At 36.5% G+C, this 24,593-nt stretch carries 19 protein-coding genes, 1 pseudogene and 1 riboswitch; of the genes and pseudogenes, 9 read left to right on the top strand and 11 right to left on the bottom strand.

Annotated elements, in window-relative coordinates; genetic code table 11:
• Positions 1 to 27 precede the first annotated feature (27 nt).
• Positions 28 to 1,434 (bottom strand): PTS system trehalose-specific EIIBC component, encoded by a 1,407-nt coding sequence (gene treP / locus BFG57_RS16400; protein WP_069718575.1) that lies wholly within the window; start codon positions 1,432 to 1,434, stop codon positions 28 to 30.
• A gap of 355 nt (positions 1,435 to 1,789) precedes the next feature.
• Here treP and aspA point away from each other — a divergent pair, with 355 nt between their 5' ends.
• The gene (aspA, locus tag BFG57_RS16395) at positions 1,790 to 3,223 is read left to right on the top strand and encodes an aspartate ammonia-lyase (RefSeq protein WP_069718574.1); all 1,434 of its coding nucleotides are present in this window, start codon (positions 1,790 to 1,792) and stop codon (positions 3,221 to 3,223) included.
• 197 nt (positions 3,224 to 3,420) lie between these two features.
• Entirely contained in the window at positions 3,421 to 4,419 is a 999-nt protein-coding gene (locus BFG57_RS16390; RefSeq protein WP_069718573.1) for an NADPH:quinone oxidoreductase family protein, read from the top strand.
• Positions 4,420 to 4,620: 201 nt separating this feature from the next.
• Here BFG57_RS16390 and BFG57_RS16385 read toward each other — a convergent pair whose 3' ends face one another.
• A complete protein-coding gene (locus tag BFG57_RS16385; protein ID WP_069718572.1) occupies positions 4,621 to 5,205 on the bottom strand; it encodes a biotin transporter BioY in 585 nt (194 codons plus the stop codon).
• 125 nt (positions 5,206 to 5,330) lie between these two features.
• On the opposite strand from BFG57_RS16385, the gene bioD reads away from it, so the two are divergent.
• Together bioD and bioA are read left to right on the top strand one after the other, a co-directional pair.
• Complete coding sequence (bioD, locus tag BFG57_RS16380; protein WP_069718571.1) at positions 5,331 to 6,050, top strand: dethiobiotin synthase; 720 nt, start codon at positions 5,331 to 5,333, stop codon at positions 6,048 to 6,050.
• Positions 6,047 to 7,411 (top strand): adenosylmethionine--8-amino-7-oxononanoate transaminase, encoded by a 1,365-nt coding sequence (gene bioA / locus BFG57_RS16375; protein ID WP_069718570.1) that lies wholly within the window; start codon positions 6,047 to 6,049, stop codon positions 7,409 to 7,411. Before bioD ends, bioA begins: the two co-directional genes overlap by 4 nt.
• 113 nt (positions 7,412 to 7,524) lie before the next feature.
• Here the strand turns inward: bioA and BFG57_RS18495 are convergent.
• A protein-coding gene (locus BFG57_RS18495) for an IS3 family transposase (RefSeq protein WP_245676781.1) occupies positions 7,525 to 9,080 on the bottom strand; the annotation gives its coding sequence in 2 pieces (ribosomal slippage) (positions 7,525 to 8,432 and positions 8,432 to 9,080; 1,557 coding nt in all).
• A 295-nt stretch (positions 9,081 to 9,375) separates the two neighbouring features.
• Here BFG57_RS18495 and BFG57_RS19690 point away from each other — a divergent pair.
• Both BFG57_RS19690 and BFG57_RS19685 read left to right on the top strand, forming a co-directional pair.
• Positions 9,376 to 10,455: pseudogene (locus BFG57_RS19690) on the top strand (HAMP domain-containing protein); the annotation flags it as partial.
• Entirely contained in the window at positions 10,450 to 11,400 is a 951-nt protein-coding gene (locus BFG57_RS19685) for a methyl-accepting chemotaxis protein (protein WP_425388526.1), read from the top strand. The pseudogene BFG57_RS19690 and the gene BFG57_RS19685, both read left to right, overlap by 6 nt.
• A gap of 100 nt (positions 11,401 to 11,500) precedes the next feature.
• On the opposite strand, the gene thiE is transcribed toward BFG57_RS19685, so the two are convergent.
• Genes thiE through thiD form a run of 3 tightly spaced genes read right to left on the bottom strand, consistent with a single transcriptional unit; the run spans position 11,501 to position 13,772 of the window.
• A complete protein-coding gene (gene thiE, locus BFG57_RS16355) occupies positions 11,501 to 12,142 on the bottom strand; it encodes a thiamine phosphate synthase (protein ID WP_069718566.1) in 642 nt (213 codons plus the stop codon).
• Positions 12,135 to 12,953: a hydroxyethylthiazole kinase gene (gene thiM / locus BFG57_RS16350; protein WP_069718565.1), complete on the bottom strand. Its 819-nt coding sequence runs from the start codon at positions 12,951 to 12,953 to the stop codon at positions 12,135 to 12,137. Before thiM ends, thiE begins: the two co-directional genes overlap by 8 nt.
• Before the next feature lie 12 nt (positions 12,954 to 12,965).
• A complete protein-coding gene (gene thiD / locus BFG57_RS16345) occupies positions 12,966 to 13,772 on the bottom strand; it encodes a bifunctional hydroxymethylpyrimidine kinase/phosphomethylpyrimidine kinase (RefSeq protein ID WP_069718564.1) in 807 nt (268 codons plus the stop codon).
• 129 nt (positions 13,773 to 13,901) lie between these two features.
• A riboswitch (TPP riboswitch) is annotated at positions 13,902 to 14,007 on the bottom strand.
• A gap of 211 nt (positions 14,008 to 14,218) precedes the next feature.
• Between thiD and mreBH the strand changes: the two genes are divergently transcribed.
• The gene (gene mreBH / locus BFG57_RS16340) at positions 14,219 to 15,226 is read left to right on the top strand and encodes a rod-share determining protein MreBH (RefSeq protein ID WP_069718563.1); all 1,008 of its coding nucleotides are present in this window, start codon (positions 14,219 to 14,221) and stop codon (positions 15,224 to 15,226) included.
• 43 nt (positions 15,227 to 15,269) lie between these two features.
• Here mreBH and hutG read toward each other — a convergent pair whose 3' ends face one another.
• The 5 genes from hutG to hutP all read right to left on the bottom strand — a co-directional run bounded on the left by hutG (position 15,270) and on the right by hutP (position 21,491).
• Positions 15,270 to 16,235 (bottom strand): formimidoylglutamase, encoded by a 966-nt coding sequence (gene hutG / locus BFG57_RS16335; RefSeq protein ID WP_069718673.1) that lies wholly within the window; start codon positions 16,233 to 16,235, stop codon positions 15,270 to 15,272.
• Positions 16,213 to 17,487, bottom strand: a complete 1,275-nt coding sequence (gene hutI / locus BFG57_RS16330; RefSeq protein ID WP_069718562.1) for an imidazolonepropionase — start codon at positions 17,485 to 17,487, stop codon at positions 16,213 to 16,215. The genes hutG and hutI overlap by 23 nt, the downstream gene beginning before the upstream one ends.
• Positions 17,488 to 17,610: 123 nt before the next feature.
• The gene (gene hutU / locus BFG57_RS16325) at positions 17,611 to 19,272 is read right to left on the bottom strand and encodes a urocanate hydratase (RefSeq protein WP_069718561.1); all 1,662 of its coding nucleotides are present in this window, start codon (positions 19,270 to 19,272) and stop codon (positions 17,611 to 17,613) included.
• A gap of 103 nt (positions 19,273 to 19,375) precedes the next feature.
• Entirely contained in the window at positions 19,376 to 20,890 is a 1,515-nt protein-coding gene (gene hutH, locus BFG57_RS16320; RefSeq protein ID WP_069718560.1) for a histidine ammonia-lyase, read from the bottom strand.
• Positions 20,891 to 21,059: 169 nt separating this feature from the next.
• On the bottom strand, positions 21,060 to 21,491 hold the full coding sequence (hutP, locus tag BFG57_RS16315) for a histidine utilization transcription antiterminator HutP (protein WP_069718559.1): 432 nt from the start codon (positions 21,489 to 21,491) through the stop codon (positions 21,060 to 21,062).
• Between the two features lie 263 nt (positions 21,492 to 21,754).
• Between hutP and BFG57_RS16310 the strand changes: the two genes are divergently transcribed.
• Both BFG57_RS16310 and BFG57_RS16305 read left to right on the top strand, forming a co-directional pair.
• A complete protein-coding gene (locus tag BFG57_RS16310; RefSeq protein ID WP_069718558.1) occupies positions 21,755 to 22,237 on the top strand; it encodes a glutathione peroxidase in 483 nt (160 codons plus the stop codon).
• A 249-nt stretch (positions 22,238 to 22,486) separates the two neighbouring features.
• A complete protein-coding gene (locus BFG57_RS16305; protein ID WP_069718557.1) occupies positions 22,487 to 24,253 on the top strand; it encodes a stalk domain-containing protein in 1,767 nt (588 codons plus the stop codon).
• Positions 24,254 to 24,593 lie beyond the last annotated feature (340 nt).

Below are 24,593 nucleotides of genomic sequence, written 5' to 3'. Positions count from 1 at the left end.
AAACATAGTTGAAGGTTGCTGTAGGTTTTATTTTTTTATTTTTGAATAGATAATTGTACCAAAGAATGGAACGACGAGTACGATTACCATACCAACTAAGAATATTCCCCAATATTGAGAATAAATCGAGAAAATACCAGGTACTCCTCCTACACCGATTGATGCTGCTTTAACCCCTTTAATCGCAAGAAGCATACCTGCAATACCTGAAGCAATCATCGCGCAAATAAATGGATATTTGTATCGAATGTTTACGCCAAACATCGCTGGTTCTGTAATACCAAGATATGCTGAGATTGCTGATGTTAATGATAGACCTTTTAGCTTCTCATCTTTTACTACGAACATCATCGCAAGTGCAGCAGAGCCTTGTGCAATATTTGAAAGTGCTAACATTGGCCATAAGAATGTTCCACCTGCACTAGAAATTAACTGCAAGTCTACTGCTAAGAACGTATGGTGCATACCTGTCACAACGAGCAAAGCATAAAAACCACCATATACAAGGCCACCTAATGCTGCAAATGAATCAAAGATTCCAATTAAACCATTAGTTAAAACATTACCAATTGTAAACGTTAATGGACCAATAACAATAAACGATAAGAACCCTGTTACTAGCAATGTAATTGGGGCAACAATCAAAAGCTTGAATGCATCTGGTACAATTTTGTTCATTGTAATCTCAATCTTTGCAAGTACATAAGATGCTACTAAAATAGGAAGAACTTGTCCTTGATAACCTACTTTTTCAATTATGAGTCCAAATAAATTCCATGTAGGTATTTCTCCACTTTCACTTGCTGATCCATATCCCCAAGCATTCAATAAATCCGGGTGAACAAGCATAAGTCCTAGTACAATCCCGAGCAATGGATTTCCACCGAATTTCTTAACTGCGGACCAACCAATTAACCCTGGCAAGAATACAAATGAGGTGTTTGCAATCAAATTAATAATACTCGCTAAGTCAGCCCATTGTGTATGAACATCAATTAATGATTTTCCTTCATAAAAAATATCTGCTCCTGTAAGAAGGTTATTTAACCCCATTAATAGACCAGCTGTTACAATCGCAGGCAAAATTGGGATGAAAATATCTGCCAATGTCTTAACCGCACGTTGCAACGGATTCATCTTCTTAGAGGTTTGCTCTTTCACATCTTCCTTAGTAGCGGAGTCAATGTCCGCTATATCAACCAATTCCTTGTACACTTTTTCAACTAACCCTGGACCAATAATGACTTGAAATTGACCGTTGCTTGAAAATGAACCTTTCACGAGGTCGATATTCTCTAATTTTTCTTTATCGACAACACTTTCATCTTTCAGAGCAAAGCGGAGACGTGTGACACAGTGCGTTGCAACAGAGACATTGTCCTTACCACCAATAGCTTCAAGTATTTGCTCTATGGATTCCTTGTTCACTGCCATGTTTTTTCCCTCCCATGATGTATTCGCTTACATGAAGTGCAAAAAAATAAATCAACTTAAAAAATTAGGTCATTATGAAATGTTAAAAATATAACTTGTATATACAAGAACTGTTTTTAGTGTAACTTGTATAAACAAGTTGGTCAAGGTTTTTTAATAAAAACATTATTTTAAATTAGCCTTTTCTTTAGATAAGTCCTAAATAAAATAATCGGATACATAGATAGTTCGTTTCAACTTTACAAAGAATATTTATTACTAGTAAGATGTTGTTTACATAGTTAAAATTGACTACAAATTCATCAATTTCATCTATAGACTTTCCAAAACATAGACAACATTAGGAGATGATCATTTGAACGAAAATACAGCAGTCAGAATAGAAAAAGACTTCTTAGGAGAAAAACAAGTCCCTATTGATGCCTACTACGGTGTCCAAACACTTAGAGCAGTAGAGAACTTCCCGATCACTGGATATCGTATCGAGAGGAGTCTTATTCGTGGAATGGCAATCGTAAAGAAATCAGCAGCACTTGCAAATATGGAAATTGGACAATTAAATGAACGGGTTGGAAAAGCCATTGTTGCTGCATCTGATGAGGTTATAGACGGGAAATTTTGCGATCAATTTATAGTAGACCCTATTCAAGGTGGTGCTGGTACCTCTATTAACATGAACACGAATGAAGTCATTGCAAATCGAGCACTTGAAATACTAGGCGAGGAAAAAGGCAACTATAAATTGATTAGTCCGAATTCCCATGTAAATATGTCACAATCAACAAACGATGCATGTCCAACTGGGATTCATCTAGCCATTCTTATTATGTTAGAGAATCTCCTAGAGGAAATGAATAAACTATACAACTCCTTCCACCTCAAAGCAGAAGAATTTGATTCTGTTCTAAAAATGGGAAGAACACACTTACAAGATGCTGTTCCAATTAGACTTGGACAAGAATTTGAAGCATATGCTCGTGTCTTGCAACGAGACATTGCACGCGTTGAGCAATCACGCATACATGTCTATGAAGTGAATATGGGAGCAACTGCGGTAGGAACAGGCTTAAATGCAGATCCAGAATACATTGAGCGCGTCGTAGAGAACATTCGGAACATTAGTGGATTCCCAATTGTCAAAACCAATCATCTCGTTGATGCTACGCAAAATACAGATTGTTATCTAGATGTTTCATCTGCATTAAAAGTATGTATGATGAATATGTCAAAAGTGGCAAATGATCTTCGGATGATGGCATCAGGTCCAAGCGCAGGGCTCGGTGAGATATCTCTACCAGCTCGACAACCAGGGTCATCGATTATGCCTGGTAAGGTAAATCCTGTAATGGCTGAAGTTCTAAATCAATGTGCCTTCCAAGTAATCGGAAATGATCATACAATTTGTCTAGCTTCAGAAGCAGGACAATTTGAACTAAATGTGATGGGGCCAGTACTTGTCTTCAATCTCCTTCAATCTATTAAAGTCATGACCAATTGCTTCAATGTTTTCCGTAAATATTGCGTAGATGGCATTAAAGCAAATGAGGAGAGAATGAACGAATACGTTAACAATAGTATCGGACTGATCACTGCAATTAACCCTCACGTTGGTTATGAGACTGCATCTGCAATTGCAAAGGAAGCACTTGAAACGAAGAAAACGATTAGAGAAATTTGTATAAGCAAAAATATCTTAACGAGTGAAGAATTAGATAAGATTCTACACCCTTACGAAATGACTAACCCTGGTATTGCTGGGAAAGAGTTATTATTAAAAGATAAAGAATGAACCTTGTAATTACTACTTAAAGCGTTACATTATTTAGTAAAACGACAGTTAAATATTTCATGCATATATAGTTCACTGTTTATCGTTAGTTATAACTTCTCATACCCCCGTCTTATTGAATTTTGACCACTTCATTTTATTTGGTTATGATAAAGTTAGAAAATTCAATATAAAAAGACAATAAAGGGGGACAAGCAATGCTAGATACATTTCGTGCTCTAGTTGTGAATAAAACAGAAGAAGAGTTTTCACTAAATATCGAAAACCTTAAGTTAAGTGATCTTCCTAATGGAGATGTTACGATTAAAGTAGCTTACTCTAGTGTGAATTACAAAGATGGACTTGCAAGTATTCCTAATGGAAAAATCGTTCAATCTTACCCTTTCGTTCCTGGAATTGATCTCGCAGGCATTGTCGTTTCATCGAATGATAATCGTTTTAATAAAGGGGATGAAGTAATCGTCACAAGCTATGAGCTAGGTGTCTCTCATTACGGCGGTTATAGTGAATATGCATGCGTTCCCGCCAATTGGGTTGTACCATTGCCTAATGGACTTAGCTTAAAAGATGCTATGGCTGTCGGAACTGCCGGCTTCACGGCAGCGCTCTCTATTCATCATCTCGAGCAAAAAGGACTTACACCTGAAGATGGGGCAGTTATCGTAACAGGAGCAACAGGTGGTGTAGGTAGTATGGCAGTAATGATGCTCGCAGATAAAGGATATGAAGTATGGGCAAGCACAGGCAAAGAAAATGAACATGATTTTCTAAAAAGACTTGGAGCAACAGAGGTTCTTTCTCGTGAAGATGTAACTCCAGAAAAACTTCCTGCACTTGGTAAGCAACGATGGGCTGGTGCTGTTGACCCCGTCGGTGGAAATACACTTGCTGCACTCGCAAGTCAAATGAAATATGGTGGATCAGTTGCAGTAAGTGGATTAACTGGTGGCGTTAAGGTCCCAACTTCAATTTTCCCATTCATTCTACGTGCAGTTAACATTCTTGGTGTTGACTCTGTTTATTGCCCAATGGATTTACGAGCACAAATTTGGCAGCAAGTTGCACAAAATATTAATCGTCAACTTATTGAAAACGAAATTATCAATGAAATATCCTTGAATGAACTTCCACACACACTTACTACTATTTTAAAAGGTGAAGTAAGAGGACGTACTGTTGTAAGAATACAAGATTAATAGATAAAGCCCATGTCTTTTTATAAAAAAGGAAACATGGGCTTTTCTATGTGTAAACTAATTAAGTTAGAAAACATTGTTCAAAAAGTAAGGAGAAAATTGTATTTACATCTTTACGGCAATCTGTTTCTCCGTTTTTCACATATAGTGCTCTAAGCCTACGTTTCCTTTATGAACAAATACTAGAGGTTAATCAAACGTTTAATTAACGACCTCTTGAGTTGAATATACTCTATTAATAGCTTTACTTAATCTCGGGACTATAGACAAAGATACAATTGTCACAACAATATCAAGTGGTAAATATGCTGCCATCCACACCCAAGCCATTGCATAGTTAAACCCTTCAGGGGCTTCAGCCCAAACTTTCAAAGCAACAAACATAAAGTTTGTACCAATTATGTAATTAAAGAAGATGCTCAATACCCCTGTTAATACATATGTACCTTTTGAAACGTCTACTTTATCTCCGATTAACTTACCACAAATGTACGCAACTATTATAAATGACACGATAAAACCAAATGTAGGACTTAGTAGTTGAGCTGGACCTCCTTTAAACTGAGCAAAGACAGGGGCTCCAGCTAATCCAATAAACATGTACACACTCATTGCTATTGCACCAAGTCTACTCCCTAATATACCTCCAGCTAGTATTGCGAACATTAACTGTAAAGTGATAGGTACGCCTCCAATTGTAAAAAATGGTGAAACATTAGCCCCCACTGCCATAAGTGCTGCAAAAAGTCCACACAAAATCATTTCTTTCGTCTTTAATAATTTCATATTGTCTCCTCTCTCAAAATGTTAACCTTTATTATTTTAAAGTTTACAATTAATTGATAATTATATTCTCATATGTTAACTTATTTGTAAATATAGTTTACATTCAAAAAGGAGGCTTCACTCATTTGAGCAGTTATTTCATTACTGGTACAGATACAGATGTTGGCAAGACGATTGCAACCACATTATTAACACTCTATTTCAAACATAAAGATAAAAATGTATTTCCTTATAAACCAATTCAAAGCGGTGCTATCGAACACAATGGTGAACAAACAGCACCTGATGTACTCTGCTACACTCAAGCTTTGCCTTCATTAAATTCTAATTCAGCATATACATATTTACTAAATAAACCTTATTCACCACATTTAGCTGCAAAAGAAGAACAGACTACTATTCAAATTGATAGAATCAGAACACATATTTCACAGCTTAAACAAAATTACGATCACGTTTTAGTTGAAGGTGCTGGTGGTGTTATGGTACCTATTCATGAAGATGGTTATGATATGCGCTCCTTAATGAAGGATCTTGCTTTACCTGTTATAGTCGTAGCACGAGCTGGACTTGGCACAATTAACCATACTTTACTTTCTATAATGGCATTAGAACAAGCTAACATCCCTATTGCTGGCATTCTTCTAAATGAACTTGAACAAGATAGTGACCAAACGATCAATGATGACAATTATAAAATGATTGAGAAATTATCTGGAAAACCTATTATTGGCGTTATCCCATACATGACAGACATCGAATTAGCCTTCCAACAAACAGAATTACTAGAGCCGTTATTTAAGTCTTTCGATAAACATTTACTAGAGGGGGTAACAAATAAATGAATAATGAACAACTATTAGAAAAAAGTAAGGAACACCTGTGGTTACCATTCACTCAGATGACCGACTATGAACGTGATCCTCTTATTATTGAGAGCGGGAATGGTATTCGTGTGAAAGATATATATGGCAAAGAATACTTAGATGGCTACTCTTCACTATGGTTAAATATTCACGGTCACCAAAAGAAAGAAATCAATGACGCAATTAAAGGTCAATTAGATTCAATTGCGCACTCTACCTTACTTGGAGCAGCTAATGTTCCGGCTATCGAACTTGCTGATAAACTCATCCAACTCGCACCAAATAATTTAAAACGTGTCTTCTACTCTGATAGTGGTGCTACATCAGTCGAGATTGCAATTAAAATGGCTTTTCAATATTGGCAAAATAAAGGTGTTTCAAAGAAAAAGAAGTTTGTTACATTAACGAACGGATACCATGGAGATACTGTCGGTGCGATTAGTGTTGGAGCTGTTGAACTGTTTCATCGTGTCTATGGTGAACTTATGTTTGAAACGATTAAAGCACCTTTTCCACTCGTTTATCGTAGCCCATATGAGAATGAAGATGAGATATGTAATCACGCACTAGATGAATTGAAAACGATTTTCGAAGAAAACCATGAAGAAATTGCTGGAATAACAGTAGAATCAATGGTTCAAGGTGCAGGTGGTATGCATATTATGCCTAAAGGTTACTTAAAAGGTGTTGAGCAACTTTGCCATGAATTTGATATTTTACTTATCGTGGACGAGGTCGCAACTGGCTTTGGACGAACAGGTAAAATGTTTGCAGTAGAGCATGAAAATGTACAACCAGATATCATGACGATGGCAAAAGGAATAACTGGTGGATATCTACCAATCGCAGCAACTCTAACAACCGAAAAAATTTTCCATGCATTCTACGGTGAGTATCACGAATTAAAAACATTTTTTCATGGACACTCTTATACTGGAAATCAACTAGGTTGCGCTGCTGCACTAGCAAATCTTAAAATCTATGAAGAAGAAAATATCATAAAACAAGTACAGCAAAAGAGCGATTTTGTGTCTCAACAATTGAAAGAAGTAGCAAAGCTTGATCATGTAGGTGATGTCCGTCAATTAGGACTAATGTGTGGAATTGAGCTTGTACACAATAAAGAGACTAAAGAACCTTTCCCATGGGAACTACGTGTTGCTTATGAGACAACATTAGACATGCGCGAACGTGGCATGCTAACTCGACCACTTGGAGATATAATTGTTTTTATGCCTCCACTTGCTAGCTCTGAATCTGAATTACAAGAAATGATCCAAATAATGAAGAAATCTATTGAGACAACTACAACAAAATTAGCTCTCTCCATCTCTAATTAAATTTTCTTATTGTGATTACATTAAAAATCAACATTTAAAATTGCTTAAGCACACCTTAAATAATGAACTGCCCTGCCCCCTGTCAAGTAGACAGTGGAAATAATAAAAATGATTTAAACGGCTTTAGCTCTATATTCTATAGGGCTAAGGCCTTTTAATCGTTTTTGGTATCTTTCATGATTATAAAAATGGATGTACTCATCTATCGCAATAGAAAGTTCCTCGAATGTCTTATATTTGTTCAAATAATATTTCTCACACTTCAGAGTTCCAAAAAAAGATTCCATTGGTCCATTATCAATACAACGCCCCACTCGTGACATGCTTTGTGTCATCTTTGCCGTGTCTACCTTACGTTTGAACCCTTTAGATGTGTATTGGAATCCACGATCACTATGGATAAGAGGGTATTCCCCATTTAATCGTACTGTGGCTTGATCAAATGTCTTAAATACAAGTTGATTATTATTGGAGTGTCCTAGAACATAACTGATAATAGATCCGTCATAAAGATCACGAATCGCACTTAAATAGGCCTTTTTTGATTGGCCATACTTAAATTCTGTAACGTCCGTTACCCATTTCTCATTTGGTTTTTCGGCTGTGAATTCACGATTTAATAGATTGTCTGCCACATGTTGAGGTGTAGAGCGTTTATATTGCTTCTTCTTGACACGAATGACAGAGCGTAAACCAGCCACTTTCATCAACCGATAGATTCTTTTATGATTAAGTTTCTCCTCGAATTTTCTATTCATGTGAAGGGTCATTTGACGATAACCAAATATACCATCCACTTTTTCATGGAGAGTTTCCATCTCTTTGATGATTTCTTTATTCAGTATTTCTCGGGGTGAAGGAGTACGATTTAGCCACTTATAGTATGCAGATCGTGCAATTCCCGCAATTTCACAAAGCATGTGAATGCTTAATCCTTCATTCTGATGAAGCCCTTGAATAGCTACATATTTAACTTCAAATCGGATTTGGCTTATTTTCGCCTCCTTTCGATCTCCTCTAATTTTTTTAAGAATAAATTCTCCGCACGTAACCGTTCATTTTCTCTTTCTAACTTTTTCATTTGGAGTTTAATTTTTTCTTCTTGTGTTAGACTACCTTCCTCTTTCTTGTGACCACGTTTATCTTTCAGCGCTTCTTCTCCACCATCTTCATACTTCTTAACCCATTGATAGACTTGTTGGTAAGAAACATTATAAGTATTAGCTGCTTCTTGATAATTTTTTCCGTTGCCCAAGCAATCCATTACAATTTGTATTCGTTCTTCCCATATCGTTTTTCTTCCCTTAGTCATAGAGCTCGACCTTCCTTTTGACGTGTCGTTTAAATCTCTATGATTATTATACTTCTTTATCCATCCTCTAAGGACAGATGTACTCGATATTTCATACAATCTAATAACCTCACGTATCGAATACTTCCCAGACAGATATTCTCTAATGGCAGCTAGCTTCAATTCCTTTGAATACTCTTTCTGAGTGGAAGACTCTTTTAGACCTTCAAAGCCATACTTATCATACTTGTGTTTCCAGTCCAAAATCGTTGTATGGTGCACGTTATATTTTGATTCAAGTTCATATGTTGAATAATGCTCATCTAATGCCTTTAATATCTCGTATTTCTCTTCTACAGAGTAAGATCTTTTGGACATAATAAATACTCCCCCATAAGCAGTCAGATTTATATTTTTTAATCTGTCTACCTATGGGGGAGCATATCATAATTGGTGTGCTTCTTTATCATACTTCGCTTTGGTGTTAGTCACGCTTCAATTATATCCTAATAAATTCTAAATGAGGTGAAATCACTCTTCCATTACCTTACCCCCAATAGAACGAATACCCGTACAAATCACTATTACCACTTGGTTTTCATTACATTTTACTAAACTAAAGTTATTACTATAGACGTTTCATAAAAGTACATATAAAATAGAAAAATATAAAATGGAAATTTCGACATATTTTGATATTTTTCTAGGAGGGATGTATGTGTTTAAGAAAATGAGAACAAAGTTAATCGCAGTCATGGCAAGCTTACTTATTTTTTCATTAGTTTCTTCCCAATTGCTTTCATACTTTTATATGAAGAAGAATATGGAAGGAGAAATCATTTCTCAAGGAAAAGCAATAATTGAACAAGTAGAACAAAATTTCACAGTATTTTTTGATGATTATGCCAAAAACATCTCAAGATATAGTGAAGATGTTGATATCATATCTTTTATCGAGAATAATAATCCTAGCACATTAACAAAGATAGACATGGACTTCCAAACATTCCTTAATAATAACCCTAACGTTTCAATGATTTATTTCGGTACAACTAATAAAGGTATGTATGATATGCCGAAAAATGATCGTACAGGATATGATCCAACTATAAGACCGTGGTATCAAAAAGCATTAAACAACCCAGATAAAGTAATTTGGACAGAACCCTATATCGGTTCATCAACACAAAAGTTAATGATTACAGCAGCAAAAACGATTCATATTAATAATGAAATACAGGGTGTTATCGGTGTCGATCTCCTTTTGGAAACGATCAAACAGTTTGTCAACGAAGTCGAGGTAAACAATAATGGTAACATCTTTTTACTTGATCAAAATGGTACCGCTATCATTTATTCAGAAAAAGAAGGTGAAAATTTATCAGAATTATCTAATATCTCAAGATTATATGATGGGAAATTTGGTACATTTAGCTATGAGATGGACGGAGAGCAAAAACACATCTACTATGAAACGATACCTGAATTAGGATGGAAGATTGCTGTAGATTATAAACAAAAGGATCTTTTTGCTAACTTAAATAAAGCACTATTATTAAGTAGTATTATTGGAAGTATAGCGATAATCATTACCATTATCGTAATCTATTTTGCCGCTAGAACTATTTCTAAACCCATTGTGTCCTTACAAGATCAGGTTGGATTAGTTTCTACAGGTGATTTATCAATTAAAGCATCTGTAAAATCAAAAGATGAAGTCGGAGAACTTGCTACACATTTTAATGAAATGATAACAAACATGCATCACATTATTAATAATGTAAAAAAAGCGATAACTGGAATTTCATCTTCATCTGATCATTTACAAACAATCAGCGAAGAAATGGTTGTAACTAGTGAACAAATAGCTGGGTCAATTGAAGAAGTTGCCCAGGGAGCTGGTAATCAAGCTCAAGAAGTTGACAAAATGAGTGAAAAAACAAATGTACTTCTAAGTAAAATTAACCAAGTTCACGAATCAGTTAATCTTATCAAAGATTTATCTCTTAAATCTACAAATGCCAGTAATGAAGGGCTGGAAAGTTTAGAAGAATTACAAGTCAAATCAGATCGCTCAAATTCTGAAGTCAAATCGGTCAAAAATGTTCTCGAAAATCTCGTTCTAAAAGTAAAAGAGATTGAGTCTGTTTCAGAATCTATTTCAAACATATCTAATCAAACCAACTTACTTGCGCTTAATGCTAGCATAGAAGCAGCTAGGGCTGGAGAAAGCGGAAAAGGATTTGCAGTCGTTGCAGAAGAAGTCCGAAAACTAGCTGAGCAATCTGCACAAGCAACAAGCGAGATACATGATAAAATTTCTACAATTCAGATCGAATCAGAACGTGCAAAGGAAGCGATGGGCAAAACAATTGCGATAAGTTTTGAACAACAGGATGCAGTTTTGCATACGAGTGATGCATTCAAAAACATCGCTTCGATGATGCATCATTTGGTCAAATCAATCGAAGATATAGCATTAGAAGTTAATCAAATAAGAGATAATGAAAATATTGTAAATAATTCAATTCAAAGTGTATCAGCAATCTCTCAACAATCAGCAGCAGCCACTGAAGAAATTAGTGCTTCTACAGATGATCAATTGATGGCTTTACGTACAATCTCTGGCACAGTACAAGAACTTAATCAAGCTTGTTCAGAACTAGAGAAATTGATTTCCAAATTCAAATTAAATTAAGAAAAGCCAATTATACTTAATTAAAGAGTTTTAGATATCTACAAATACCCTATATTCTTATCTTTCAATTTAAAGAAAGGTAACTCATGCTTTCGCAGAGTTACCTTTCTTTTTTTCGTAATTGACTTGCTGCCTCAAGTGGTGAAACAGCATTACTTATCGCTGAAATCACTGCTATACCACTCGCTCCAGCCTCTAATACTTGATCACAATTTGTTTGATTGATTCCTCCAATTCCAACTGTCGGAATATCAACACCCTCTTTTATGATGTTACGGATTCTGTTTGGACCAATTGAACTTTTTGCATCTACTTTTGTAGTTGTAGAATAAATTGGCCCTACACCAATGTAATCAACTTCATTTCGCTTTGCATCAATTGCTTCTGCAATTGTATGCACTGACAAACCCACGATCTGTTTAGAAAATTGTTTACGCACATAAGAAATTTCTGTATCTTGCTGACCAACATGTACTCCGTCAGCCTTTAACATTTCTGCTAAATGTAAGTCATCGTTCACAATAAATGGGATACGGTGCTTTTGGCAAATTGATTGCAACATCCGTGCTAATTCCTCTTTCTCTCTCCCCTTTAAAGCACTCGCCCCTTTTTCGCGGAATTGAAAACATGTTACACCACCTTTAATGGCTTCTTCTAACACGTGAATCGGATCAACATAACAATTTTCACTGCCCATTATGAAATATAGCTGTAAATAATTTTCTATACTGTCTTTATACATGAGATTCACCTATGATTAATTCATTATAAGAAGCAAGTCCTTGGATTTCTTCCTCATTCACATTTGAGAGTGCATCTAAAAATGCCGTTTGGAAACTGCCTGGACCAGTTGCTTGCTTTACAGCTAGCTCTGCCGCGACTCCATAATAGACAAGTGCCGCAACTGATGCTTCAAGCTTATTTTCATTTGCTGCAAGGAACGCACTAACAACAGCCCCTAATAGACATCCCGAACCTGTTACCTTCGTCATCCAAACATGCCCATTATGTACTTCATAAGTCAATTTACCATTACTAATGATGTCAACTTCCCCTGTCACAACAACCATTGTCTTCAACTGGTTTGCAGCAGCAGTTGCTAATCTTCGCACATCACCGTCACCTTGAGAATCAACACCTTTAATCTCCCATGACTCACCGATTATATTTGCTATTTCAGCAGCATTACCACGTATAGCTGTAAACTTTACATTTTCCAATAACTTTTGGACGGTTTTCATTCTAAATGGAGTTGCACCGACACCAACAGGATCCAATACAACAGGTATGCCTTTCTTATTCGCAGCTTTTCCAGCAAGTAACATCGCTTCAATTTCTCTCGATGTTACTGTACCAATGTTAATTAAAACACCATTCGATATTGAAGCAAGATCCTCTACCTCTTCAATTGCCGTTGACATTACAGGTGATGCACCAATGGCGAGTAAACCATTTGCAGTGAAATTCGTTACAACAACATTCGTAAGGTTATGAATTAATGGATTATGTATACGAACTTGTTCAACCATCTGAATTATTTTTTTACGATTCATATTCTCCCACCTCTACAACTTTTGAGTTAATGATTTTTGATAAGCCCAATGATTCGTTGGTCCATTACCCTTACCAAGTCCTAACGTATGCTCAATCGCAGCAGATATAAACTTTTTTGCTGTTTGGACAGCTTCATGGGTTGAAGCACCTTTTGCTAACTCTGCTGTAATCACTGCTGAGAACGTACACCCTGTTCCGTGCGTATGTTTTGTCAAAAATCGTGGAGATCTTAATGTGACAATTTCCTTCCCATCATAAAAAATATCTAACGCATCACCATCCATATGTCCCCCTTTTACTACAACTGCATCGGCACCCAGTTGATGCACTATGATTTTTGCAGATTCTTCCATATCTTCTTGTGTATGAATCTCTCTTTCTACTAGTACTTCAGCTTCTGGAATATTCGGAGTTACAATAGATGTAATTGGAATTAACTTCTCTCTTAGACAATTTCTTGCCTTCTGGTCGATTAGTGGATCTCCACTCGTTGCTACCATTACCGGATCAATAACATATGGAACATCTGCATTCGCTAATTTTGAATAAATGAGTTCAATCATTTCAGTTGATGCGATCATGCCTGATTTTATTGCATGTGGGGAAATATCTTCAATTACACTATCTAGCTGTTTCTCAATAAAAGTAACCGGTAGATGAATACAATCTTTTACTCCCATCGTATTTTGAGCGACAACGGAAGTAATAACAGACATTCCATACACATCTAATTCTTGAAATGTCTTCAAATCAGCCTGAATCCCTGCTCCACCACTTGGATCCGTTCCTGCTATTGTCAATGCACATGCTTGTTCCATCAAGTTAAACCTCCTCAAATTTAGAAATCACTAGGGAAAGGGTAGATTAATGACCATATAAAAAAAACCACCCCTGAACTGGAGCGGTTTTTGAATTACGCATTCTAATATCTTAAATGAGATCATATCTCAACACCGACTCCACTTCCCTACGCTGGTACTAACCAGATCAGGTTATGAGGGACTAAGGATTACTCCTTATCTCAGCCATTTTTTGGCGCCCCTAGTGGACTTCTTTAAATTGTAATTTCATCATAGCTTGCGACTTTATTGTTGTCAAACTTTACTACTGAGAACGAAATACAAGTTCATTTTCCATGTGACATATTGTAATTTCCAGTATTTATTATTCATATATCTTTTTCTAAACCCCCACAAATGTGCCATCAGGACTAGAAAAATTATAGGAGATTGTTAAATTTACTATAATAGATTGGGTGGAAGAAATGTTTTCAACTACAGATATCGGAATTGATTTAGGAACAGCAAATATCATTGTATATAGTAAGAACAAAGGAGTTATTTATAATGAGCCGTCTGTTGCGGCAATTGATATAAAATCAAATCAAGTTCTAGCAGTTGGAACTGAAGCAAAAGATATGGTTGGAAAAACACCTAGTAACATCGTTTCAGTTCGACCACTAAAGGATGGAGTAATTGCAGATTTTGACGTAACAACTGAAATGTTAAAAAAAATCATGCAAACCTCTAGTAAGAAACTAGGTCGCTCACTTCGAAAACCAAATGTCGTTGTATGTACTCCTTCTGGTTCAACATCTGTTGAACGCAGAGCTATTCACGATGCAATTAAGAGTTTTGGAGCAAAAACGATTAACTTAATTGAAGAACCTGTCGCAGCAGCTATTGGAGCAGACTTACCTGTTGATGAACCTATGGCAAATGCAATAGTTGATATTGGTGGAGGTACAACAGAGGTTGCCATTATCTCACTCGGTGGAATCGTTACAGCACAATCGATTCGAGTTGGAGGAGATCAACTTGATGATAATATTTGCTCTTACGTTAAAAAGAAATATAACGTCTTAATCGGAGAGCGCACAGCAGAGCAAATTAAGATGGAAATCGGTTATGCACTTGTTGAGCATGAGGAATTAACAATCCAAGTGCGAGGACGTAATCTTGTAAATGGACTTCCCAAAACGATTGAGCTTCGTTCAACTGAAATACAAGAGTCTATTAAGGAATCACTTTTACAGATCCTTGAAACAATCCGTACGACTTTAGAAGATTGTCCCCCTGAGCTAAGTGGTGAAATTGTAGATCATGGTGTCGTTATCTCTGGTGGAGGTGCATTATTACATGGTATCCAAGAATGGTTGAGCAACGAGATCATTGTGCCCGTCCACATAGCTCCTAATCCATTAGAATCTGTTGCTATCGGTACAGGTCGTTCATTAAAAATGATTAAAAAAATACAGAAAGCTACAAAATAATATAATAAAAAAACTGGAGAGGAGCTAACTATGCTCCCTCCAGTTAAACATGTTTATATCCACTTTTTTGTTTACCTTTAAGAAAATTCAAAATGACGTGTGCTGCGACTCGACTTGTCATATCTCGAAAGTCAACCGTAGGATCAAGTTCTACAATTTCTAGCCCTTTCACTTTTTCATCTTGCGCTAAATAGGAAATTGCCTCAAACAATGTTATTGCATCCATTCCACCTGGACCAATAGCAGGACATCCTGGTGCTTGCGATTGATCTAACACATCCATGTCAACTGAAACATAGATGACATCTACATCCTTCTTAATAATCTCAAGATCTGCTTTTAATATATCTACAATGTTTCGTTCACGTACTTCTTTCATGCTATGGACAACTACGTCATTCTCTTTTGCATATGTTCGATATTCACGACTATTTGCAAAATCACGTATTCCAACTTGAACGAGGTGTTTCCCTTGAATCGTTTTTGATTCTATTAAACTACGAAATGGGGTTCCATTTGATGGCCCACCATCTTCTAGGTTGCGCACATCATGATGTGCATCAAATTGAATCACTCCAACCTTGCCTTTTGCTTTTGAAAAAGCTTTAATTGTTGGATAGCTAATTGAATTATCCCCACCTAATACAATTGGTATAAAATGAGGATGATTTAAAAATAGTTGTTCAAGTGTTTCATATACGCGATTTTGAGATACAAGCAAATCTGTTACGTGCATCGTAACATCACCAAGATCATCAATTTTCCATGAACTCAGATCAAGATCATCATCAATCGAATACGTTGTAAACGCACCTAGTGCTTTTCGAATCGTTTGTGGAGCAAAAGCTGCACCTGAATGACTAATTGACGTTTTTGAAAGGGGCACACCAATCAAACCAATATCATGAATGCTGTTTCCATCCCATGTTTTAATTAAATCTGTTACCTTTGTCACATGCCGATCAATAAATGGGGTATTTGCTCGTTTAAGATAATGATAATCTTTCAACATGTTCACCTCTTTGGAAAACTGTTTCACCTTTTTTCAATACACGATTAACATGATTAACTCCGTAATGATACGGTAAATACATATAATTAGGTGCATCCCAAATGACAATATCTGCTTCTCTTCCCATAGTAAGCTGACCACTCGTATTACCACGATTAATTGCATGAGCTGCATTGACTGTTATCGCATTCCAGATCTCCTCTGGTGTCATTTTCAAATGAAGTGCAGCAAGCGTCATAATAAATTGTAAGTTCTCAGTAGGTGAACTTCCTGGGTTGAAATCTGTTGCAAGTGCAACAGCTACACCTTCTTCAATCATCTTTCGTGCTCTTGCTGTATCCTTCTTTCCGAGATAGAAAGTCGTTCCTGGTAGGAGTACAGCAATCGTATTTCCATTAGCAAGTTTTTCAATGCCAATGTCTGATGCACCTACTAAATGATCAGCAGATACTGCTCCTAGGTCAGCAGCCAGCTCTGTTCCACCTAGTGGATCAATTTCATCAGCATGTATTTTCAAATCGAACCCTTTATCTTTTGCAATTTGCAAATATTTACGTGATTGTTCAACAGTGAAAACACCTGTTTCAGTAAAAATATCTACGAATTCCGCAAGATTTTCTTCGCTTATAAGATCCAATAAATCGATCATTTCATTCAAAAACTCATCAGATTTGTCTTTATGAGATGCTGGAATAGCATGTGCACCTAAGAAAGTTCGAACGATATCTACATGATGTTGTTCATCAAGCTGTTTTGCTACGCGAAGCTGTTTCATTTCCGTTTCCTTATCTAAACCATAACCACTTTTTGCTTCAATCGTCGTAATACCATATGAAAGCATTCGATTTAAATGAAAATGTGCTTTTTCAAACAGCTCTTCTTCAGTCGCATTTCTCGTTGCTTCAACAGTTGAAAGAATACCCCCACCACGTTTCAAAATTTCTAGATAAGGTACACCCTGTTGCTTAAGAGCTAATTCATGTTCACGAGAACCTCCAAATACAAGATGTGTATGAGGATCGACTAATCCTGGTGTTACAAGCTTACCTTCACAATCAATCGTTTGTTCCGCTTTAATGTGACTAGCCTCTTCATTTTTGCCAATAAAACAAACCTTCCCGTCTTTTACTCCTATTGCCGCATTTTCTATCATCGGCAATGTCTTCATATCCGTTCCTTTTCTTGGTCCATCGGATTCCATCGTTAATAGTTGACCTATGTTCATTAGCAAAACGTCAAATGTATCCATTAATTGAACTCCTTCCAAATTTGTTTTCCATTATGATAGTCTAATAATTTTTATGAGGTCTATTCAGCATTTATAATCGTGTATAAACTAGTTTCATTGCTTCCCGTTATTTCACCGTTCCTATTAATTGCTATCCATTGGGATGTTAACGCCACGTTCTTTCGCTACTTCCTTCGCACGTTCATAACCTGCATCAGCGTGACGAATAATGCCCATTCCTGGATCAGTAGTTAACACTCGTTCAAGACGTTCTTGTGCTAAATCTGTTCCATCTGCAACGACTACCATTCCAGCATGAAGCGAATAACCCATACCTACACCACCACCATGATGAACAGATACCCAGCTTGCTCCTCCTGCCGTATTGATGAGCGCATTAAGAATCGCCCAATCTCCAACTGCATCACTTCCGTCTTTCATAGCTTCTGTTTCACGATTCGGTGACGCAACAGACCCACAATCTAAATGGTCACGCCCAATGACAATTGGTGCTTTTAACTCGCCTTTTTTCACAAGTTCATTAATCGCTAATCCCATCTTTTTACGTTCACCATAACCTAACCAACAAATTCGAGACGGCAACCCTTGAAATGCAACTTGCTCTTGTGCCATATCAATCCAACGACACAAAGCTTCATTTTCTGGAAATAACTCTTTAATCAATGCATCTGTACGATAAATATCTTCAGGATCACCTGATAATGCTGCCCAACGGAATGGTCCCTTTCCTTCGCAGAATAATGGTCGAATATATGCTGGTACAAAACCAGGAAAATCAAATGCAGCTTCAAGACCCTCATCCTTAGCTACTTGACGAATATTATTACCATAATCAAACACGATGGATCCTCGCTTTTGATACTCAAGCATCGCTTCAACGTGATTTTTCATACTTTGATTGGCAAGTTGAACATACCTGTCTGGATTTGTTTTACGTAGTTCTTCTGCTTCAGCTAGTGACATTGCTTCTGGAATATAGCCATTTAACGGATCGTGTGCAGACGTTTGATCCGTTACGATATCGATTTTCACATTACGTTTTAATAATTCATGGTGAACCTCTGCTGCATTTCCAACAAGTCCAATTGAAAGTGGTTCTTTGTTACTCTTTGCTTGCTCTGCCCATTCAATTGCTTCATCAATCGAATGAGTCAATCGGTCACAATATTTCGTTTTCAATCGTTTTTCGATTCGCGATTCATCAACATCCACGGCAATGACAACACCGCCATTCATCGTTACAGAAAGTGGTTGAGCACCACCCATTCCACCTAGGCCAGCAGTTAATGTAATCGTGCCTCGTAAACTATTATTAAAGTGTTTTTTTGCAACAGCTGCAAAAGTCTCATACGTCCCTTGCAAAATCCCTTGTGTTCCAATATAAATCCAGCTTCCTGCTGTCATTTGTCCGTACATCATTAAGCCTTCTTTTTCAAGCTCATTGAACGTTTCCCAATTTGCCCATTTCGGAACTAACACTGAGTTCGATAGCAACACTCTTGGTGCATGACGGTGACTTTTGAATCGACCTACAGGCTTTCCTGATTGCACGAGCAATGTCTCATCTGCTTCAAGTGTTCGTAATTGGTCTACAATTGCATCAAAAGATTCCCAGTTTCGTGCTGCCTTCCCAATCCCTCCATACACAACAAGATCTTCTGGTTTCTCAGCTACATCTGGATCAAGATTGTTGTATAACATACGCAAGACAGCTTCCTGTTCCCATCCTTTGCATTCAAGTTCTAACCCTTTTTTTGCAACAATGTTTCGCTTTGTTGTTTCCATTCTTCTTCCTCCTTTAAATTCATTTCATAATTCGCTGACACTAATTAAGCACTTGAAACGCTTCTATTTCCAAAAGACATATAACCAACATTGCATTATCTATTTACGATTTTGTATGTGTTTGAATGGCGAGATCCACTGAAGATTGCTGTAACAAATCTTTCATTGCTTCAATATCCTTTGAGAATACGCGGTCTTTTTCAATGAATGGAACAACTGTACGACCTTTTTCAAAGATTTGTCTTGTAAGTGGCGCCATCTTTTCCTTTCCTCTAATTTCAACTGCTTGCATTGCACATATAGCTTCAATAGATATTACTTGCCGTACATTTTGAATAATTTGATATGCATGACGAGCACCGATTGTACCCATACTGACATGATCTTCTTGATTTGCTGATGAAGGAATTGAATCGACACTAGCAGGATGAGCCAATGTTTTGTTTTCAGATACTAGCGCAGCTGCACAATACTGCATAATCATTGCTCCTGACTGCAATCCCGGTTCTGGACTTAGAAACGGTGGCAAGTCATTGAGCTGTGGATTTACGAGTCGTTCAATACGACGTTCAGAAATGTTAGCAAGTTCAGCTACAGCAATTTTCAAGAAATCCATTGCAATCGCAATAGGCTGACCATGGAAATTACCACCTGAAATAACTTTGTTACCATCTTCAAAGATTAGCGGATTATCCGTTGCCGCATTCATTTCGATTTCTAGTTTTTCTTTCACATAATTAAGCGCTTGCCATGTTGCACCATGAACTTGCGGAATACATCTCAATGAATAAGCATCTTGGACGCGTAGCTCTCCTTGTCGGGAAATAAGCTTACTGTCCTTAACATATTTTCTAATACGCTTCGCCACATCAACCTGTTCTTTATAACCTCGAGCCAAATGAACATCTTCATCAAATGCATCAATGATTCCTTGCAAAGCTTCTAATGTGACTGAAGCAATTGCCTCTGACTGATATGCTAGTTGTTCTGCTTCTAGATAATTAACTACTCCCATAGCAGTCATTGCTTGTGTACCATTAATAAGTGCTAATCCTTCTTTTGCGGTTAATGTTACTGGGAATATATCTTCTTTTAATAGAGCTTGTAATGAAGGAATACGCTCTCCCTTATAAAAAACCTCTCCTTCCCCCATTAACACAAGCGCCAAATGTGATAATGGAGCTAAGTCACCACTTGCACCAAGTGAACCTTGCTGAGGAATAACAGGATGGATGTTTGCGTTGACAAGATGGATGAGATTTTCTATGATGAGTGGTCTTACTCCTGAAAACCCTTTTAATAATGCATTTGCACGTAGCACGATCATTGCTCGAGATACGACTTCAGGAAAAGGTTCTCCTACACCACATGCATGCGAATGTATTAAATTGAGCTGAAGTTCTTCAACATCTTTCTTATCAATCAATACATCACTAAACTTCCCAAACCCTGTCGTAATTCCATACACAATTTCTCCGTTTTCTACAATTCGCTCTACTGCTTTACGGCTTTCTCCAACCTTTTGCATACTTTTAATTGATGCTGTAACTAGCTCGTTATCATATAAAACCGATTTAAGTTCAGCTAATGTCAACGATTCTCCATTTAACGTTACCAATTTTCACATATCCCCTTTCTTACTTATCACAGTCCTCAAATACTTTATAAGTCACAAACGCTTTCATTAACTAAAGTGTAAAAACAAAAAGAGGCTGTACTCGAAATCATTATGATTTCAAAATACAGCCCCCTAATATCTAACTACTAAACTATGGGCATAGTTTTATTTAAATGTGATTAATACCTAATCCGATTGCTTCATGCTCTGAACCCCTAACAGGTGCACCAATCGTACCATATAGTGCCACTGCAATCCATTCACCTTCTACTTCATTCTCATATGGATTTCCACGAAGAATAGCAAACTTTAACCCTACTGTTCGTTGGACACTACCTAATTGCACCTGCCCTCTTGTAACTCCATGAAGGGCCTCCATTATAGCATGATACAAAGCATGTGCTTCACGATATACATCTGAATTTATAATTTTATTTCGCTTTGCTGCTGTTTCAATCGCAGCAACTACTTTATTCGATTCCATTGAGCCGACTTTTCCAATAGCGCTTTTCCAATTGAGCTTATGAAGCATATCTTCTTCACTATTAAGCACAAGAAGAACAGCATGACGTCCTATTCGACGTTCTTCAGATAATGACATGAATAAACACTCATTTCTAATTGCTACGGTTTTCTAAAATAACTAATAACTAATAACTAATAACTAATAACTACTATAAATTGTAAGCGCTCTAGATTGGGATGTCAATGATGTATTTCACCTATATTCATGATAGCATCAATACTTTTCTATCTTAAATTCTCATCTTTACCACTTAATGTTATGCTAATTGTACAAACTATATTATAATAAGGTTGCATTTCAATCAGTAATATCTAATATTTTTATTGGAGGTTGGAGAATTGACAACTGTCTATGATTTTGAAGTAACGACAATAACTGGTAAGCAACAATCCCTTTCTGATTATAGAGGAAACGTTATCTTAATTGTAAATACAGCTAGTAAATGTGGCTTTACTCCTCAATTTGAAGGACTACAAAAGCTATATGACCAATATAAAGATGAAGGATTTACCGTTCTTGGGTTTCCAAGTGACCAATTTATGAACCAAGAATTTGCTGAAGATGACCAGATTGAAGAGTTTTGTAAGTTAAACTATGGTGTAGACTTTCCGATGTTTTCGAAAACAATTGTAAAAGGGAAGAACGCTCACCCACTCTTTAAATATCTGATTAATGAAAAGAATGGACTTCTTACATCAGAAATTAAATGGAACTTTTCAAAGTTTCTAATTAACCGTGATGGTGTTGTAGAAGAACGCTATGCACCTGCAACTAACCCTGACAAGCTAGAAGATGATATTCGTAAACTATTAGCAAAATAGACCATAACACATTTGTGACTTTGATGCACAAATGTGTTTTTTATTTCATTTTTATTTCGATTCCTCCAAAAATGTTGCCTATTTCTGTATTCAATCGCATACTATTGTACAGATTATCTTTTTTTAATTTTGTTGTATTAACCTAGTTTTGGTTATCCACATTAAATTGAAAAAGATGAGTGCAATACTTGCTTATCCGCTAAACCTTCACATTCACTACAATTCAATTTTTTAAAGAGGAGATTCATTATGAAACGATTATGTTTGCTGTTCATTTGCAGCTTATTATTCTTTGCTACAAACATTAATGTTAGTGCAAAAGAATTTCACCGATTAGTTCTACCTATTAATACGAAACAAATATATCACGATAATGCATTTAGCGTATCTCAAACAGAACATCTAAATGAGAATGGAACATCATATGCTTCGTTACGTTCACTAGCAAATGAATTACGCGCAACTCTTACATATGATTCGTCGAACAAGCAATATGTCGTTACCCGAGGTGAGTCAACTTTACGATTACAGCAAGGAAAAAAGGGATACATTCTCAACGATCAATACGTATCTTCTAATGTACCAACAACGATTAACAAAGATGGCTCACTGTTAATACAATTAAAAGTATTTACTGAAGCTTTTGCTGATTTTATTGGGTTTGATAAGGAAAGAAACGCAATTGTAATTACATATTCTCAAGTTGTAAGCGGAGGCTCAACAAACTCAAAACCTGAAGTACCTAAAAACCAAACACCTAATGCTTTCTTTAGAACAGACAAAGATAGTTATAAAATGGGTGAACCGATCTACTATGAAGGGCTAAGTAGTGATGACAAAAAAGTTGTCCGTTCAGAATGGGTCAATCAGAAACTGGGATTCTTCACACCTGGTCCTCAGACGATTACTATCAAAGCATGGGATGCTGAAGGGTTAATGGGACAATACTCAAAAACAATTACAATTGAAGATGAATTACTTTATCCCGAAGATGAATTTTACAAACGTTTTACTGCTTTAGGTGATAAGTTCGATGTCAATTCTGGTAATGCGTTGACTTATCCAATTATTGAAAGTCAGATGAAAGAACAAGGTTACAAAGTCGTTCGAGTGAATAGTCCAGAACAGATTACAGGTGAGAACATTCATTATCAATACTCACTATCTGGCGCACAACGCTTTGCCATTCATAAGCAAAATGGCACAGACAAACCAATTACATTACATTTTACAGTCCACAACCCTTCTGATAAGACGGCAACTGTTAAAATCCCTCATTACGGATCAGGTGGACCGTACTTGTACATTTACCAAGTAGGGAAAAATGCAGTTGGACGATTTTTAGAAACGCTTGATCGACCATTAAATGAAACTATTACACTGAAACCAGGTGAAACAAAATCTTTATTACTGAATACAAGTGAAACAATAATGCCTAAAGATACTGTCACAATCTATGCTGACGTAGAGTCAGATTCATTATTGACTTACACAGTAGCGACAACATACAGCAATACACCGAAAGAAAAAATCAACAAATTACCATATGCTGAACGTGATGAATATCATAACCTTGGCCACTTCTATTATAGTGAGCGTGTAATGACAGTTGATGAACAAGTTGGTAATGAGAAAGAGCGCATCGTTATTGGTGATGGTAAGGTAGATACATTCCAGCTTGGTTTTGATCCTTATACAAATCACACAGAAGTGAACGCTGGAAATCATGGTATCCTTTACAACATATCATTAAAAGATGTTGCTGCTGACTCGGTTATCACGATTAACCCACGTGGTGGAAGTTATGCAGGTGCTTTCTACGTAAATGGAAAAATTGTTGACATAACAAATAACGGTCTAATCGAAGGACCTGCCCAATCAGGGGTCATCTATCGTACCGGAAAGTTTAGTGAACGTGTTCAAATCCAATTCATGCCTGCTGCAGGTAGTAATATGCCTATTAACTTATTAATTGAGCCTATTAAGGTTGAACCTGTTGAAAATGAAGAAAATTAAATGTTATACAAGATGTTGTCCTTACTAACGAGGACAGCATCTTTTTTCGTTTATATTTCATTAAAATTTTCTATAGAAGCTAACAATTTGATTAACAGTTTAGAACGAAGTAGACTGAAAAAAGTGAACTTGAAGCAACTAACCATTATTACTTGGTTCATTGAATAGCTTATCGTTATTTTTGTAAATATCGTAACCATACTCCTTTTGTGATATAGTGAAGATATTAGGAGGGATAATAATGAAGAATACGATCCGAATTTCCGAGCAGAAAAGCCAAAAAGAAGTGCAGATAACAAGACTGACAATGTATGGGCATGCGAAGATTATTGAAGCAATC

Origin of the sequence: Bacillus solimangrovi (assembly GCF_001742425.1) — a bacterium.
Taxonomy (GTDB): domain Bacteria; phylum Bacillota; class Bacilli; order Bacillales; family Bacillaceae_N; genus Bacillus_AV; species Bacillus_AV solimangrovi.
This window is presented reverse-complemented; position numbering and strand designations above follow the sequence as displayed.